Source organism: Megasphaera jansseni, assembly GCF_047974155.1.
Classification (GTDB): Bacteria; Bacillota; Negativicutes; order Veillonellales; family Megasphaeraceae; genus Megasphaera.
Genome location: NZ_JBHYRR010000032.1, coordinates 1 through 16,016 on the forward strand (window position 1 = coordinate 1; position 16,016 = coordinate 16,016).

The 16,016-nt window shown below is 55.0% G+C and carries 16 protein-coding genes and 1 tRNA gene; 14 read left to right on the plus strand and 3 right to left on the minus strand.

The features are described from left to right. Positions 1–82: 82 nt before the first annotated feature. The 3 genes from ACE418_RS11180 to ACE418_RS11190 all read right to left on the minus strand — a co-directional run bounded on the left by ACE418_RS11180 (position 83) and on the right by ACE418_RS11190 (position 3,672). Positions 83–1,021 carry a glycosyltransferase family 2 protein gene (locus ACE418_RS11180; protein ID WP_416450680.1) on the minus strand — a complete coding sequence of 313 codons (939 nt, stop codon included), beginning with the start codon at positions 1,019–1,021 and terminating at the stop codon, positions 83–85. Then, a complete protein-coding gene (locus tag ACE418_RS11185) occupies positions 1,018–2,694 on the minus strand; it encodes a glycosyltransferase family 39 protein (protein WP_416450681.1) in 1,677 nt (558 codons plus the stop codon). The genes ACE418_RS11180 and ACE418_RS11185 overlap by 4 nt, the downstream gene beginning before the upstream one ends. Positions 2,695–2,811: 117 nt before the next feature. Beyond that, positions 2,812–3,672: a DMT family transporter gene (locus tag ACE418_RS11190; RefSeq protein WP_416450682.1), complete on the minus strand. Its 861-nt coding sequence runs from the start codon at positions 3,670–3,672 to the stop codon at positions 2,812–2,814. A 158-nt stretch (positions 3,673–3,830) separates the two neighbouring features. Between ACE418_RS11190 and coaE the strand changes: the two genes are divergently transcribed. From coaE to ACE418_RS11260, 14 genes are all read left to right on the plus strand, one after another. After that, the gene (gene coaE / locus ACE418_RS11195; RefSeq protein ID WP_416450683.1) at positions 3,831–4,439 is read left to right on the plus strand and encodes a dephospho-CoA kinase; all 609 of its coding nucleotides are present in this window, start codon (positions 3,831–3,833) and stop codon (positions 4,437–4,439) included. Between the two features lie 10 nt (positions 4,440–4,449). Next, complete coding sequence (locus ACE418_RS11200) at positions 4,450–5,025, plus strand: lytic transglycosylase domain-containing protein (protein WP_416450684.1); 576 nt, start codon at positions 4,450–4,452, stop codon at positions 5,023–5,025. A 5-nt stretch (positions 5,026–5,030) separates the two neighbouring features. Then, positions 5,031–5,115: transfer RNA gene (locus tag ACE418_RS11205), tRNA-Leu, on the plus strand. Positions 5,116–5,204: 89 nt separating this feature from the next. After that, on the plus strand, positions 5,205–5,819 hold the full coding sequence (locus tag ACE418_RS11210) for a hypothetical protein (RefSeq protein ID WP_416450685.1): 615 nt from the start codon (positions 5,205–5,207) through the stop codon (positions 5,817–5,819). 111 nt (positions 5,820–5,930) lie between these two features. Continuing rightward, on the plus strand, positions 5,931–6,392 hold the full coding sequence (locus tag ACE418_RS11215) for a ribosome maturation factor RimP (RefSeq protein ID WP_416450686.1): 462 nt from the start codon (positions 5,931–5,933) through the stop codon (positions 6,390–6,392). A 14-nt stretch (positions 6,393–6,406) separates the two neighbouring features. Further along, positions 6,407–7,558 (plus strand): transcription termination factor NusA, encoded by a 1,152-nt coding sequence (gene nusA / locus ACE418_RS11220; RefSeq protein WP_416450687.1) that lies wholly within the window; start codon positions 6,407–6,409, stop codon positions 7,556–7,558. Between the two features lie 3 nt (positions 7,559–7,561). Then, positions 7,562–7,822 carry an RNase P modulator RnpM gene (gene rnpM / locus ACE418_RS11225; protein WP_416450688.1) on the plus strand — a complete coding sequence of 87 codons (261 nt, stop codon included), beginning with the start codon at positions 7,562–7,564 and terminating at the stop codon, positions 7,820–7,822. Then, positions 7,819–8,124 (plus strand): L7Ae/L30e/S12e/Gadd45 family ribosomal protein, encoded by a 306-nt coding sequence (locus tag ACE418_RS11230; protein WP_292261028.1) that lies wholly within the window; start codon positions 7,819–7,821, stop codon positions 8,122–8,124. Before rnpM ends, ACE418_RS11230 begins: the two co-directional genes overlap by 4 nt. A 14-nt stretch (positions 8,125–8,138) precedes the next feature. Next, positions 8,139–10,547: a translation initiation factor IF-2 gene (gene infB, locus ACE418_RS11235; protein WP_416450689.1), complete on the plus strand. Its 2,409-nt coding sequence runs from the start codon at positions 8,139–8,141 to the stop codon at positions 10,545–10,547. A gap of 15 nt (positions 10,548–10,562) precedes the next feature. Beyond that, on the plus strand, positions 10,563–10,910 hold the full coding sequence (gene rbfA / locus ACE418_RS11240) for a 30S ribosome-binding factor RbfA (protein ID WP_072982909.1): 348 nt from the start codon (positions 10,563–10,565) through the stop codon (positions 10,908–10,910). 5 nt (positions 10,911–10,915) lie between these two features. Next, complete coding sequence (locus tag ACE418_RS11245; RefSeq protein WP_416450690.1) at positions 10,916–11,860, plus strand: DHH family phosphoesterase; 945 nt, start codon at positions 10,916–10,918, stop codon at positions 11,858–11,860. Beyond that, positions 11,857–12,738 (plus strand): tRNA pseudouridine(55) synthase TruB, encoded by an 882-nt coding sequence (truB, locus tag ACE418_RS11250; RefSeq protein WP_416450691.1) that lies wholly within the window; start codon positions 11,857–11,859, stop codon positions 12,736–12,738. Before ACE418_RS11245 ends, truB begins: the two co-directional genes overlap by 4 nt. Positions 12,739–12,749: 11 nt before the next feature. Then, the gene (locus ACE418_RS11255; protein ID WP_416450692.1) at positions 12,750–13,676 is read left to right on the plus strand and encodes a bifunctional riboflavin kinase/FAD synthetase; all 927 of its coding nucleotides are present in this window, start codon (positions 12,750–12,752) and stop codon (positions 13,674–13,676) included. A gap of 459 nt (positions 13,677–14,135) precedes the next feature. Beyond that, positions 14,136–15,692 carry a sigma 54-interacting transcriptional regulator gene (locus ACE418_RS11260; protein WP_416450704.1) on the plus strand — a complete coding sequence of 519 codons (1,557 nt, stop codon included), beginning with the start codon at positions 14,136–14,138 and terminating at the stop codon, positions 15,690–15,692. Positions 15,693–16,016: the final 324 nt, after the last annotated feature.

A 16,016-nucleotide genomic window follows, 5' to 3' on the forward strand; every position in this document is an offset into this window, starting at 1 on the left:
TAGAAAGATGAAATAGAGCAAAAAAAGAGAGCTGTCGCACGAAGCCAAAATGGCTTAATGCGACAGCCCCTTTTTTTGAATCCTATGATTTCTTTTCCCGCGTACTTTCTCCGACGATGTAAGGCGGTCGGCCTTTGCTTTCATTATAGATGCGGCCGACATATTTGCCGAGGATGCCCATGAAGGTGAACTGGACGCCGCCGATGAAGAGGATGAGGGAGATGAGGGACGGATAGCCTGGGACGTCTTCGCCGAAAATCAGGGTGCGCAAGACGATGAACAAGAGGTATAAGGCGGCGACAATGGCCAGAAAGCAGCCCGTGAAGGCTGCGATGCGCAACGGCGCCGTCGTGAAGCTGGTAATGCCGTCGACGGCCAGGTTGAAGAGTTTCCAGTAGTTCCATTTGGTCTTGCCGGCGGCTCTGGCCGGCCGGTCGAAGAGGATTTCCTTTTTCTCGAAGCCAATCCAGCTGAACAGACCCTTGGTGTAGCGCTGGCATTCGCGCAGGCTGCACAGGGCCTTGACGCAGCGCTTGTCCAGGAGGCGGAAGTCGCCGACGTCTTCCTGGACCGGGACGGGGGATAATTTCTTCAACAGGCGGTAGTAGACGTGGCTCGACCACTTCTTGAAGAATGTTTCCCCTTCGCGGCGCCGGCGGCGGGCCGAAACGTCGCGATAGCCCTTTTCCCACCAGGCAATCATTTCCGGCAGCAGTTCCGGCGGGTCCTGGAGGTCGGCGTCCATGATGACCAGGGCATCGCCTTCGGCGTAATCCATGCCAGCCAGCATGGCCGCTTCCTTGCCGAAATTGCGCGACAAGGATACGTAGGCGACGCGCCGGTCCGTTTCATGGAGATGGCGCAGGATGGGCAGGGTCTGGTCGCGGCTGCCGTCGTTGACGAAGATAAAGGTAAAGGCGTAGTCCGGCAGACTGTCGATGACGGCGCGGGTCCGCTGATAGAACTGGGGCAGGACAGCTTCTTCATTGTAGCAGGGGACAAGGATATCAATTTGTTTCATCGCAGGTCACCTCCGGCGGCGGCCCGGTTCAGGAGGACCGTATAGTCTTCGACATCCAGCCGCTGTGCCGGGGCCGTTCCCAGGACGCGCAGGGCTTCGTCGCGGTATTTCGGCTGGACGACGACGACGGCCGGCCGGCTGCTGTTCCAGAGGTCATACAATTCCTGGCTGCCGTAGTACATGCCCGTCCGGTCCGTGTGATAGATGCCGAATTCCAGTTCGCCCATGAAATTGGCTGCGGCGATGGGACGGTCCAGATAGTAGACCAGTCCGGGCATGAAAGAGCCGTACATGATGATCGGCGTGCTGGCCGGAACATGCATCGCCCGGATGTCCTGGCTGACCGTATAGGCCGTCTGGTGGTCGTGAATCTGCCCCTGTACCTGATGGGCGCCGAGGCCGAAGCCGTAGGCCATGCAGCTGAGGATGACCAGGACGGCCAGAAAATCCCGTTTCCGCTGCCAGACCCAGGCCGCAGCCAGGGTCCCGATGAGGAGCGACGCGATGAGCAGGCCGCCGTTCCGGATGAAGTCCGGCACGGTCAGAAAATCGGTATGCGTGAGGTAGACGATGCCGGCTGCCGTAAAGAGCAGGCAGAGGATGGAGTTGATGAGGAAACTATGGCAGAGCCAGCGCTTTTCCTGACGGCACCGTTCCAGCGAAGCGGCCAGGAGAACCGATAAGGGCAGCCAGCAGGGCAGGATGTACGTCGGCAGTTTCGAGTCGGAAATGCTGTAAAAGACGTAGATCAGGCCGGCCCAGAGGGAAAGCAGCAGCAGGTCCTGCTTATGCCGCAGGGAACCGGGTTTGCGGAAAATCCCGTCTTTGCTGAAGAACGTTGCCACGAAGCCCGTCCAGGGCATGAGCCCGGCGATGAGGACGGGGACGAAGTAATACCAGGGGTGGAAGCGTTCGTGCATTTTCGTGGCGAAGCGCAGGAAGTGCTCGCGGATGAAGAAGAAATAGAAGAAGTCGGGATTTTTCTGGCAGACCAAGTAATACCAGGGCACGGCGATGACCAGGAAGAGGACGATGCCCGGCAGGTAGAAGAGCTTCAGGAAGAGGCGCGGCCGCCTGCTGAGCAGGGCATACCAGAAGAGGATGCCCAAGGGGAAGACGATGGCAATGAGCCCTTTCGTGAGCATGCCGAAGCCCATGGCGGCGTAGAAGACGAGCAGGTACTTCTTATTCTCCGTCCGTTCGAAGACGTAGAACGATACTAGGCAGGCGTCGATGAAAAAGGTCAGGGCCATGTCCATGACGCCGATGGAGGCGACGATGAGCTGCAGCGCCGACGTAGCCAGGATGACGGCGGCAAGGATGCCCGTGCGCCGGTTGTACATGGTCCTGGCCAGCCAGAAGGCCAGGAAGACATTGCCCAGGCCTGTCAGGGCCGGCAGGATGCGGCCGGTGAACTCGCGGAAGCCGAAGAGCTCCATGGAAAGGGCCGTGACCCAGTATTGGAAAATGGGCTTTTCGAAGTACGGCATATAATCGAAATGGGGCGTAACATAGTCGCCGGAGAGGGCCATTTCCATGGCGACCCGGTGATAGCGCCCTTCATCGAGCTCGATGAGATGGTAGGAACCGATATGGGCCAGGTACAAAAAGGCCGCAGCGGCGATGAAGAGGCCCATCAGAAAGCGCCGGTGGCGGCGAAGTGCGTCAGTCATAGAATACCTCCTATATATATACGTTACTATATAGTATACAGGAAGTTTCTAAATAAATCATAAAGGAAATGACAATTTACTATCTTTTCACATTTCTGTGACATATGTCATTTTACCTTAATGCGTCATAGACAGGCGCGGCCGCCGGGGCTTGACGATGAGCAGAACGCCGCCCAGGACCAGGAGAATGCCCAGGGCCGTATGCCAGGTGAAGGCTTCGCCCAGGACGAGGATGCCGCTGACGACGCCGACGACAGGGACGACCAGGATGGCGACGCTGGCCTTGCCGGCTTCCATGTGGGCCAGGAGATAATTCCATAAGAAGAATCCGACAGCTGCAGCCAGGATGCCGTTATAGAGCAGACAGGCGGCAGCTGTGGCTGTCCAGCGGATCGGCGGCTGGGGGATGACCAGGGAGACGATAAAGAGCAAAAGCGAGCCGACGACCATCTGCCAGGCCGAGTATTGCAGGGGCGGGCTGTCCTGGAGGTGAAGTTTCAGGATGATGCCCGATGCCGCCCAGGCCGCAGCCCCGGCGAGGACGACGAAGACGGCCGTGATATTGCCCAAGTCATGGATATCCATGAGGACGAAGAGGCCGGCGATGCAGATGGCGATGCCGGTTATCTTCCGAAGCGTCAGCTTTTCCTGCAGGAAGAACTGGGCCAAAATAGCCATCCACACGGGCATGGTGTAGTTCAACACGGAGACGACGCCGGCGGTCAGCGAATACATGCCGATCTGCATGCAGACATTGTTGACGGCAATCTGCAGGATGCCCGTAGCGGCGATCCACTTCCAGTATTTCCGCTCCGGGAAGGGGATGCGGCGCCAGTCGCAGACCGAGAGCATGACGGCGGCGCCGATGAGGAACCGGAAGGCCACGAACAGGACGGGCGGGAAATAAGCGTTGGCCGTTTTCATGACGACCCAGTTGAAACCCCAGATGGCATATAAAAGAAATAAAGCGCGCATCATAGGTGAACACCTTCTTTTTTAGAAATTTGATTAGCAACCTTATTTTATCGGACGGGAGAGGAGAAATCAAGGAAATGGCCCGGCCAGCAGGGCATGGACAGACAGGCCGTGAACGGCTATAATGAAAGAAACGATTTCACGGAAGGAGCGATTCTATTATGTTACATATTGGCCTGACCGGCGGCATTGCCTCCGGCAAGAGTACGGTCGTCACCATGCTGCGCGAATTGGGGGCCGGCATCGTCGACTGCGACGTCATCGCCCACGATGTCGTCGAACCGGGCTCGCAGGGACTTGCAGCCGTCGCCGCAGCTTTTGGCCCGAAGACCATCTTGGCCGACGGCTCCATGGACCGGGCCTACATCGGCAGCGTCGTCTTTGGCGACAAGGCGAAGAAAGCGCAGCTCGAAGCCATTTTGTTCCCCCTCATCCATGCCGGCATCGACGGGGAAATCAAAAAAATCGAAGAAAATAAAAAAAATCCTGTCATTTTCCTTGACATGCCCCTGCTTTATGAGGTAAAATACGATTCGTACGTTGACGAAACGTGGCTGGTGTACGTCGATCCGGTAACGCAGCTTACGCGGCTGATGAAGCGGAACGGCTATTCCGAAAGTGAAGCACTGGCACGGATTCATGCACAGCTTCCTATCGACGAAAAACGGTCTTTAGCACAGGTCATCATCGACAATACCGGCTCTCCGGAAGAGACGCAGAAACAGGTACTCGTCGCATGGCAGGCCTTGATGGACCGCATCAAAGGGTAGGGAGAAGACGTTGAGAAAAAGAGCAAGTACCAAAGGGAAAATCATCATAGCGGCATTGTTGATATGTCTGTCCGCATCGTACTTTTATTCTTGGAAAGATGATGTCATGCGGAAGTTCGTATACCCCCTCCAGTATGATTATCTGGTCCGGCAGTATGCTTACGAAGACAAAGTCGACCCCGCCCTGGTGGCGTCCGTCATCTTAGTGGAAAGCAAGTTTGACGAACGGGCAGCTTCCCAACCCGGTGCCCATGGCCTCATGCAGATCATGCCCGACACGGCGCAATGGATTGCCGATGAAATGGGGATGACCGACTACACGCCTGAAAAACTCAGCGACGTCCGTACAAACATCAGGTTGGGAACCTGGTATCTGGCCTACTTATTGAAGGAATACGACGGGAATCAAGTACTGGCCTTGGCTGCGTATAATGCCGGCCGGGGACATGTCGACTCGTGGATCCGGAAATATGGCTGGACGAAAAATTTTCAAGAAATTGAAAAAATCCCCTTTTCAGAAACGCGAGAATATGTTAGAATAGTCTTGCTGAACGAAAAGCATTACAAACAGCTTTACGATTTCTGAGTTATGCGGTTGTGGCGGAATGGCAGACGCGCTGTCTTCAGGCGGCAGTGATCTTCGATCGTGCGGGTTCAACTCCCGCCAACCGCACCATTATTACTATGGATGCTACATTGATTGAAACACTCAAACAATGGAATATCACGACTGTTCTCCCACTTTCAGTGGGAGATTTTCAGTTATTGGAAGAATATCGCATGATCGAGAAAGACGGCAAGCCCGTCGAGTACCGCTTGTTCACCTATGAGAATAAGGAAAACGGCTGGACCGTGCGGGCCATCTTCAACCCCGAATCGGAAGAATTTTCCATCCGGACGGACATCGGCATGCTGGAATTCGCCCTTATCGAATTCATCACCGATTCCTTCGACCTCTTCCGGTCCATGGTCGAAGAACGCCTGGTCCGTATCATCCACGACGATTACGTCGAACGGAGCCTTAATTTCAGCGTCATCCTCAAGAACAAGGGCGTCCCGGACGTCGCATGGGATGAGTTTCTGCCCGACAGCTATCAGGGCTTCCGGCGCCTGGTCAAACCGAATGATGCCGTGCGCATCATCAACGGGTCCTACATGATCCTGGCTTATTACGACGCGGCGACGCGCAGCGGCCTGTCCCTGATGTACAACGTCCTCCGCGACGATTTTTTTGCCGAACGGCGGATACAGAACTTCCCGAACCTGGTCCACGACTTCGATACGTCGTCCCTGAAGGAGCTGGAGAAAGCCTTGCGGAAACGCCTCCTGCCCGTCCTCGACGAAATCGCTGCCGACCGGGACAAATCGTTGTCAGAATGAGCAGACAGTGGTATACTAAAAGTAATTTAGATGTTTAGATGCGAAGAGTGGGTGAAAGCCCACTCTTAACTTTTACCTGTAGGAAATTTTGAAGATAAGCTGGTGAATACGATGAGACGTGAACACATTGAAGATTTGATTGCCAAGGAAGTAGAACAGATTATTGAAGGGACGGATCTGGAACTGGTCGACGTCGAATACGTGCGCGAACGGAACTGGTACCTGCGCGTATTCATTGATAAAGAAGGCGGTGTCGACCTGGAAGACTGCCAGGCCGTCAGCGAGAAGCTGAGCAAGGTCCTCGACGAAAAGGACCCAATCAGCGACAATTATCTCCTGGAAGTATCGTCGCCGGGACTGGACCGCATCCTCAAGAAGGACAAGGACTTCGTCCGCTATGCCGGCCGGTCCGTCGATATCCATTTCTTTAAGGCCCGCGACGGCGTCAAGGACCTGACGGCAGACCTCGTCAAAAAGACGGACGACGACCATCTCATCGTCCAGGTCGACGGCCGTGAAGATAAGATAGACATGAAAGAAATATCGCAAGTCCGTTTGCATATTGATTTTTAGTGGAGGTTATTAACGTGAATAAAGAATTGCTCAATGCTATTGCTTACTTATCCAAAGAGAAAGGCGTATCTCCTGATGTCATCTGTGACTCCCTGGAAGCCGTCCTGATCACGGCCTACAAGAAGGAACCCGATGCCAATCCGACGGCCGAAGTCGAACTGAACCGTTCGACCGGTGACTATGCCATCAAGGCGGCCAAGACCGTCGTCGACGAAGTCGAAGATCCGCATACGGAAATCTCTCTCGATAAGGCCCGCCTCATTGATGTCAATTACGAAGTCGGCGACGTCGTCAACGTCGATGTCACGCCGGACAATTTCGGCCGCATCGCCGCCCAGGCTGCCAAACAGGTCATGATCCAGCGCCTGCGCGAAGCCGAACGCAACATCGTCTATGATGAATTCTCGGACCGTACGGACGACATCATCACGGGTATCATCCAGCGCATCGAGAACCGCAACGTCTACGTCGACCTCGGCAAGGCCGAAGCCATCCTGCCGGCATCGGAACAGATTCCGACAGAAACGTACAGCGTCGGCCAGCGCATCAAGTGTTATGTCGTCGAAGTCCGCAAGACGACGAAAGGCGCCCAGATCCTCGTATCCCGGACCCATCCGGGCCTCTTGAAGCGCCTCTTTGAACTGGAAGTACCGGAAATCTACGAAGGTGTCGTCGAATTGAAATCCGTCGCCCGCGAACCGGGCCGCCGTTCCAAGATCGCCGTCTATTCCCGCGATGCCAACGTCGATTCTGTCGGCGCCTGCGTCGGTCCGAAAGGATCCCGCGTCCAGAACATCGTCTCGGAATTGCAGAATGAAAAGATCGACATCGTCAAATGGGATGAAGATCCGGCCGTCTACATCGCCAATGCCCTCAGTCCGGCCCAGGTCATTTCGGTCACTGTCGACGAAGACGAAAAATCGTCGAGCGTCGTCGTACCGGATTACCAGCTGTCCCTGGCCATCGGCAAGGCCGGCCAGAACGCCCGCCTGGCTGCGAAACTGACCAACTGGAAGATCGACATCAAGAGCGAAAGCCAGGCGGCCGAACTGGCTGCCCAGGCTGAAAACCAGCAGGACAGCGAACCGGCTGAAGACATCGACATCCTCAGCGATTTGGCCATGCCGGCAGTGGACGAAGGTGCAGTCGATACGGAAGGAGAATAAGCTATGAAGACCCGAAAGACTCCGATGCGCGTCTGTGCCGGCTGTCAGGAACAGAAGAGCAAGAAGGAAATGATCCGCGTCGTCCGCACGCCGGAAGGCACCGTCGAAATCGACAAGACCGGCAAGAAGTCCGGCCGCGGCGTCTACCTTTGCCCGAACAGCGAATGCCTGGAAAAAGCCTACAAAGAACATCGCCTGGAACGGTCCCTGAAGACGAAAGTGTCCAGCGAAATCTATGAACAGCTGCGAAAGGAACTGCTGTGAGCGATAAAGTCCTGAATCTCCTCGGCCTTGCCTGCCGGGCCGGCAAGACCGTCTGCGGTGATGGAGCCGCACAGAAAACATTGAAGCGCCGGCGCGTCCCGCTCTTATTCCTGGCCTCCGACGGCGGCAGCGATAACGTCGAGAAGTATCGCCGCCTGGCGGAGCGGAAGGGGATCACCGTCGTTGATACATATACGAAAGATGAATTAGGCAGTGCCGTCGGCAAAGCCCAGAGCGTCATCATCCTCATCGATGACAAAGGGTTTGCCGGGGCCATAGAGAAAGTGAAGCGTGATGAATAGAAGGGGGTAACTAGATGACGAAACGAGTATACGAAGCCGCAAAAGAATACGGCGTTCCCGCAAAGACAGTAATCAAGACGCTGGAAGATCATCACATCAAAGCCGGTAATTTCACCGGTATTGACGCCAATATGAAGTCCATCCTCGACGCATCCTTCAAGAAGGGTGCCAAAGGGGAAGCACAGCGTGGACATAAACAGGAAAATAAACAGACAGGGGAAGGAACTAGCCGAAAAGTGAACGAAACGAGCCGACAGAACAAAAACAAAAAACAGGGCAATACGCCGAAACAGAATAACCAGAATCACGATAAGAAACACCAGAACCAGGGCAATGCGCAGAACCAGCCGAACCGTTCTGCCAAGAGCGCCCAGGGCCAGAACCAGGGCAATCGTCCGCAGAACAGCCACAAAAGCGGCGGCCAGAGCAGCCAGGGTCAGCAGGGCGACAACAAGCGCACCAAGTATTTTGGTCATTCCCAGGGCGGCAATGACAACCGCAGTGGCAATAAGAACAAGCGCGGCGGTCAGAACAACCGCAATAATAACAAGAATAACGGCGGCAACCGTCCCCATACGCTGTTGTCCAACGTCTTGAACAAAGGCAAGCACAATAAGAACAAGCGCAACCAGAAGCATCAGGCACCGGCTGCACCGGAAGCACCGAAGAAGAAGAATTACCCGACGGCCATCGAACTGCCGGAAACGATTATCGTCAAGGATTTCGCCGAACGCCTGGGCCGCGATGTCGGTGAAGTCATGAAGAAGCTCCTCATGGGCGGCATCATGGCTACGATCAACCAGGAACTGGACTTCGATACGGCATCCCTCATTGCCGATGAATTCGGCGTCACCGTTACCAAGGAAGCTCCGCCGGAAGACCCGACGGAAATCGAAGAAATCATCGACCCGCCGGAAACCCTCAAGACCCGTCCGCCTGTCGTCACCATCATGGGCCACGTCGACCACGGCAAGACGAGCCTCCTCGACGCCATCCGCCAGACCAACGTCACCAGCCACGAAGCCGGCGGCATCACCCAGCACATCGGGGCTTATCAGGTCCGCTACCAGGGCAAGAAGATCACCTTCATGGATACGCCGGGCCACGAAGCCTTTACGGCCATGCGTGCCCGCGGCGCTCAGGTCACGGATATTGCCGTCCTCGTCGTCGCAGCTGACGACGGCGTCATGCCGCAGACGGTCGAATCCATCAACCATGCCAAATCGGCAGGCGTCCCGATCATCGTCGCCATCAACAAGATCGATAAAGAAAGCGCCAATCCGGAACACGTCATGCAGCAGCTGACAGAATACGGCCTGGTCAGTGAAGACTGGGGCGGCGATACCATCATGGTTCCCGTTTCGGCACACAAGAAAATCGGCCTCGATGACCTCTTGGAAAATATCCTCGTCCTGGCAGAAGTACAGGACCTCAAGGCCAACCCGAACCGTCCGGCCCAGGGCGTCGTCATCGAAGCCAAACTGGATAAAGGCCGCGGCCCGGTCGCTTCCGTCCTCATCCAGAAGGGGACCCTCCGCGTCGGCGATACGATCATCGTCGGTACCTGCTTCGGCAAGGTCCGCGCCATGAACAACGAACGGGGCGAACGCGTCAAGAAAGCTGAACCGTCCATCCCGGTCGAAATCCTCGGCCTCAACGACGTACCGGAAGCCGGCGACATCCTCAACGTCACCGACGAAAAGACGGCCCGCTCCGTTGCTGAAAAACGGCTGGAAAAGAAACGTTCGTCCGAACTCCACGTCAATGCCAAAGTCACCCTGGATGACCTGTTCAACCAGATCCAGCAGGGTGAATTGAAGGAACTGCCCCTCATCATCAAAGGCGACGTCCAGGGTTCCGTCGAAGCCCTGAGCCAGTCCCTCATGGGCATCAAGAGCGACGAAGTCCGCATCTCCATCGTCCATGCCGGCGTCGGCGCCATCAATGAATCGGATATCATGCTGGCTTCGGCATCGAACGCCCTCATCATCGGCTTCAACGTCCGTCCCGATGCAGCAGCCCGCAAGATGGCAGAACATGAAAAAGTCGACATGCGTATGTACCGCGTCATTTATGATGCCATCAACGACGTCGAAGCCGCTATCAAAGGGATGCTGGAAAAGAAATACGAAGAAAAGATCGTCGGCCGTGCCGAAGTCCGTAAAGTCATTACGACGCCGAAAGTCATCGTCGGCGGTTCCTATGTCAAGGAAGGCAAGATCACCAGCACGTCCAAGATCCGCCTCATCCGTAACGGCATCGTCGTCCACGAAGGCGAAATCGACGGCCTGCGCCGCTTCAAAGATGATGTCAAGGAAGTCCCGGCCGGCTACGAATGCGGCATTACCCTGGAAAAATACCGCGACATCAAGGAAGGCGACGAAATCGAAGCCTACGAAATGGTCGAAGTCGAACCCGAATAAAGGGAGGTACGTACTATGGGAGAATTACGAGTACGCAAGATACAGGAATTTATCAAACAGGAAGTATCGAAGATGCTCCTGAATGAATTAAAGGATCCGCGCATCGGTTTCGTCACCGTCACCGATGCCCGCATCACCGGCGACCTGCGCGACGCGACGGTCTACGTCAGCCTCTTCGGCAGCGACGAAGCCAAGCAGGAAACACTGAAAGCCCTGAAGAGCGCCACCGGCTACATCCGCACGGAAGTCGGCAAGCGCCTGGGTATCCGCTATTCGCCGACCATTGTGTTTAAAGAAGATACATCCCTCGATTACGGGATGAAGATTGATAAGATTCTTCGCGACATTGAAAAGAAGGACTGATACCCATGAATTGTTCGGCTCAGGAAATCTATACCTTACTGCGCCATTACGATAAGATCCTGCTGACAGCCCATGTCAGTCCCGATGGCGACGCCATCGGCAGCCTCCTGGCCTTGTGGCACTGGCTGCAGCTGCAGGGGAAGAAGGCCGTCATGGTCATCGACGACGACATCGACGACCGCTATGACTTCCTCGACGGCCTGCAGTACATCAACAAGCCGGATCAGGTCGAAACGGATGATTCCTGGCTGACTGTCGTCCTCGATGCGACGGGCCTCAGCCGCATCGGCCAGGCTGAAAAGCTGGTCCGCGGCAAGGTCCTCAACATCGACCATCATATTTCCAACGAGCATTTCGCCCAGTGGGAATATGTCCGGCCCGATTGTGCGGCGACAGGCGAAATCCTGGCCTTCCTTTTTGACTTGTGGCATGGCGAATGGACTGTCGCCATGGCCGATGCCCTCTATACGGCTATCGCCACGGACTGCGGCTTCTTCAAGTTCAACAATACGACAGGCCATACACTGCGCATGGCAGCCCTCCTCGTCGATCACGGCGCCCGGCCCGATTTCATTTCAGAACACCTCGATGCCCGGTCCCTGGAAAAACTGAAGGCCCTGTCCAAGGTGCTGGAACACCTGGAACTCTTCGATGACGGCCGCATTTCCTGCCTGTCCTATACGCCGGAAGTCCTCAAGATCACTGGCGAACACACGGGGATGTACATGGATTATGCCCGCAACGTCAAAGGGTCGGAAGTGGCCTTTACGGTCAAATACGTCAGCGATAAGGAAACGCGGGTCAGCCTGCGCTCGAAAGGCATGGACGTCAATGCCGTAGCCGCTGTCTTCGGTGGCGGCGGCCACGTCCGCGCTGCCGGCTGTACGCTGGAAAAGCCTTTGGATGAAGCCAAGAAACTCATCGTAAAGGAAATCGAAAAGCGCCTATGATACACGGAATCATCAATGTACTGAAACCGACGGGCATGTCCAGCCACGACGTCATCGGCTGTCTGCGCCGTATCTATGGCATGAAGAAGATGGGGCACGCCGGTACCCTGGATCCCCTGGCGGCCGGCGTCCTGCCGGTCTATGCCGGCCAGGCGACGCGCCTCATCGAATACGGCGACAGCGATATCAAGTCGTACCATGCCGAATTCGCCCTGGGACTGGCGACGGATACGGAAGACAGCACGGGGACCGTCGTCGAAACGGCAGCCGTACCGGCCTTATCGGCCGACGACGTGCGCCGCGCCCTGGCGTCCTTCGTGGGCGACATCGAACAGGCTCCGTCCAAATATTCCGCCATCAACGTCAATGGCGTCAAAGCCTATAAACTGGCCCGGCAGGACGTCGATTTCACCCTGCCCGTGCGCCACGTGACCATCCACGACCTGCGCCTGCTCTCCTTCGACGGCCGGCGCGGCACCTTTGCCGTGACCTGTTCCAAAGGGACCTATGTGCGCTCCCTCATCCGCGACCTGGGCCAGGCCCTGGGGACCTGCGCCTGCATGACCTATCTGGTCCGCACCCAGGCCGGGCTGTTCACCATCGACGATGCGGCGACGCTGGAAGAATTGGAACGGGATCCCATGGCCTATGTCCGGCCAGCCGATATGGCTATCCAGAATCTCAAAAAGGCGAATTGTTCCGCCAAACAGTGTGCCTTCCTGCTCCAGGGCCGTCCCGTGCCCTTTGCCGGACCACACCTGGCCGATGGTGACGTCATCCGCGTGTACGGGCCGGATAAACGGCTCATGGGCATTGCCCGCTACGACGGGGAACACCATATCCTGCGGCCTCATAAGATGTTCGCAGAGGGATTGTGAGGTAACTAACGATGGAAATATTCCACTCCTTTCAGGAAATAACCGGCTTTACCGGAGCCGTCGTGGCCCTTGGGACCTTTGACGGCGTCCACCGGGGCCACCAGATGGTCATGAAGACGGCCATCAAACGGGCCGCTGCCTGCGGTGTGAAAACCATGGTCGTCACCTTTACGGCCCATCCGCTGTCTGTATTATGCCCGGCCAAAGAACCGCTGCGCCTGGCTACCATCGGCCAGAAGGCCGAATATATCGAAGACGTCGGCATCGACGGCCTGGTGCTGCTGCCTATGAGCCAGCAGCTGTTGCAGGAATCGCCAGAAGAGTTTTGCCAGAACCTCTTGACCTATATCCATCCGTCGGCTATCGTCGTCGGCTCGAACTTCACTTATGGTGCCAAGGCGGCAGGCAATACGGAGACCATGAAGTTTTTCATGAGCCAGTATGACATCCCCGTCGTCGCCCTGACCCTCCTCGAACGGCCAGGCCGGACGACGCCCATCAGCAGCACCGTCATCCGCCGGCTCATCCAGATGGGCCATATGGAAACGGCCGAGAACCTCTTGGGCCGTCCCTTTGCCCTGACCGGCACCATCGTGCCCGGCGACCGGCGGGGGAGGACCATCGGCTTCGCTACGGCCAATATGCTCATCCCCATCAACATGGCCATCCCGCCGGACGGCGTCTACATCACCGAACTGTGGTGGGACGGCAAAGGCCATCCGGCCATGACTAACATCGGCGATAACCCGACCTTCGAGAACCAGTACCGCCGCATCGAAACCCACGTCCTCGACTGGAACGACGACCTCTACGGCAAAGAAGTCAGCCTGCGCTTCCGCAAGCGCCTCCGCGGCGAAGAAACCTTCGCCAGCGCCGACGACCTCGTCGCCCAGATGAAGAAGGACGAAGCCGCAGCGCGCCAGTTCTTTCAAAGATAGTTTATGTATAGCGTTTGTAGTCATATACTGTAGGGGTTCGCACGTGGCGAGTCCGTCAGGATATGTGCAGTTTGCTAGGAGAATTATTCAAAGCCGCAAAAAAAAGGCCGTTACATGAAGTGATTTTGCTTCCTGTAACGGCTTTTTTTTGTGCGTTCTAATTATAAAATTTTCGTACTAGAACGTACACTCTTCATTATACATTATATTATAAATGTACTGAAATATCATATAATTTAATTAATTAAATATAAATTAAACAGAAATGTATATAACATTTTGCTATTAAATGTAATAAATATTTTATAATTGCATGATATAATAAGCCTATCTCAATTTAAAGCATAAGCTATACTCATAGGGAAAAAGAACGACACTTAAAAGATTAAGAATAGGCTATGAATACAACAAAAAATATGGGGGGGGGTACAAGAAATTTTTAAGATTTCCATTGTTGCTCTGTCGCTCCCGTTATATAAGAAAATTGAACAATTTCTTCAGACGACCCATAAACGTAAGCTGGCCCAGATTGATCTGATTGATGGCAGCATGGCTGATGCAGCGGCCCGGCTCCGGAAGAGTATCCAGGCTGGCCGTGATGCTGTCATTTTGTGGGAACCCATGGCATCGGCTATCGCCGCAGTCTATCCACAACAACGGATTTTTGTCGTCCAGCCCAGTGTCCTCGATTTGCTGAATTGTATTCGGCAGGCTCCGAAAGGTACTTTATGCGGCGTAATCATCCCTTTTTCGCTGCGGGACTATTATGATGATTTAGCGTTGCAGCTCAAAGCCATGGATATCCCTTTTTATTGTTTGGCCTCCGATACGGATGAACGGGCCCTGCGGGCTGCTGTTCATCAGGCGGCACTTTCCGGTATCCAATGGCTGGTTGGCAGTGCCGGTGTTGAGGACTACGTCCGCGCTGAAGGGATGGAATTTATCCCTTTGCAGCCCGAGTGGGGCGGTCTGGTACGGGCTTTTTTCAAAGTATTGTGGAGCCTGCGCCAGTCCAGATTGTCGCAACGGACGAAGCCTTCTTCGCCGCGGGGGATGACGGCTTATTACCATTTAGATGACATCATCGGATCTTCAACGATGATGAAACAGGTCAAAAGCCTGGCCCGGATTTACGCGGCCAGCGAATCGACCATCCTCATTACGGGAGAATCGGGGACGGGGAAAGAGATGCTGGCTCAGGCTATCCATAATATGAGCAGCCGGCGGCAGGGGCCGTTCCTTGCCATCAACTGCAGTGCTGTGTCAGAGAGTCTTTTAGAAAGTGAACTCTTTGGCTATACGGGCGGATCCTTTACAGGGGCCCGTCGTGAAGGACGTGAAGGCCTTTTTGAAGCGGCCAATGGCGGGACCTTGTTCCTCGATGAAATCGGGGACATGCCCTATGACTTGCAGAACTATTTATTGCGGGTCCTGCAGGAACGCAGTATCCGCCGCCTCGGCTCTCATCAGGCCATTCCCGTCGACGTCCGCATCATTGCCGCGACCAATAAGGATTTGGAACAAGCTGTCCAGGACCATCACTTCCGGCTGGACCTCTATTATCGCCTGGCCGTCCTGCTCATCCACGTCCCGCCCTTACGCCAGCGCCGTACGGATATTGCCGTTGTAGCCCAGGCACTGCTCCGGCGTTTTAATGTCCAGTATGGACGGCACCATGAGCTGGGCCAAGACGTCATCGACTATTTCCAGACCCGTCCCTGGCCGGGCAATGTCCGCCAGCTGGCCAATACCCTCGAACGCCTGTCCTTAGTCGTCAGCAGGAAAACAATCACCTTATCGGACCTGGCCTGGGTTATGCCCAACCCGCCAGCCATACCGGATAAACGGGACCGTGACCGGAACTTGAAGGACATGACCTATGAATACATCGAAAAAATGTACCAAGAAGGCAAGAGCATATCCGAAATCGCAAAAGAACTAAATATCAGCCGCTCGACGATTTACCGCATGCGGCAAAAATATCAAAATAAAAAAGGATATATAGCGCGAAAGTAGCGACCATCATGCAAGGTCACCTAAACGTAAAAGTTTTTCGTTCGTAGTTCATCGTTCCTCGTGATGGGGCGATATTTTAATCCCGTATGACGAACGATGAACGACCTACGACCAACGTAAAAAGGGGCTGTCTTAATGCGACAGCTCCTTTTTTTATTACCACCCCCTTTTGTCTCAATTGACTGATTTTTGTCACAAAACCGTTGCGTTTCGCAACAACAAGACACTTTTATTGCGTTATATAAAAATAAGAGAATTGCATAACTGACGTAATGATGCCTGTTTTTCTGATACTGGCACGGAAATTTCATATATTATTTATGA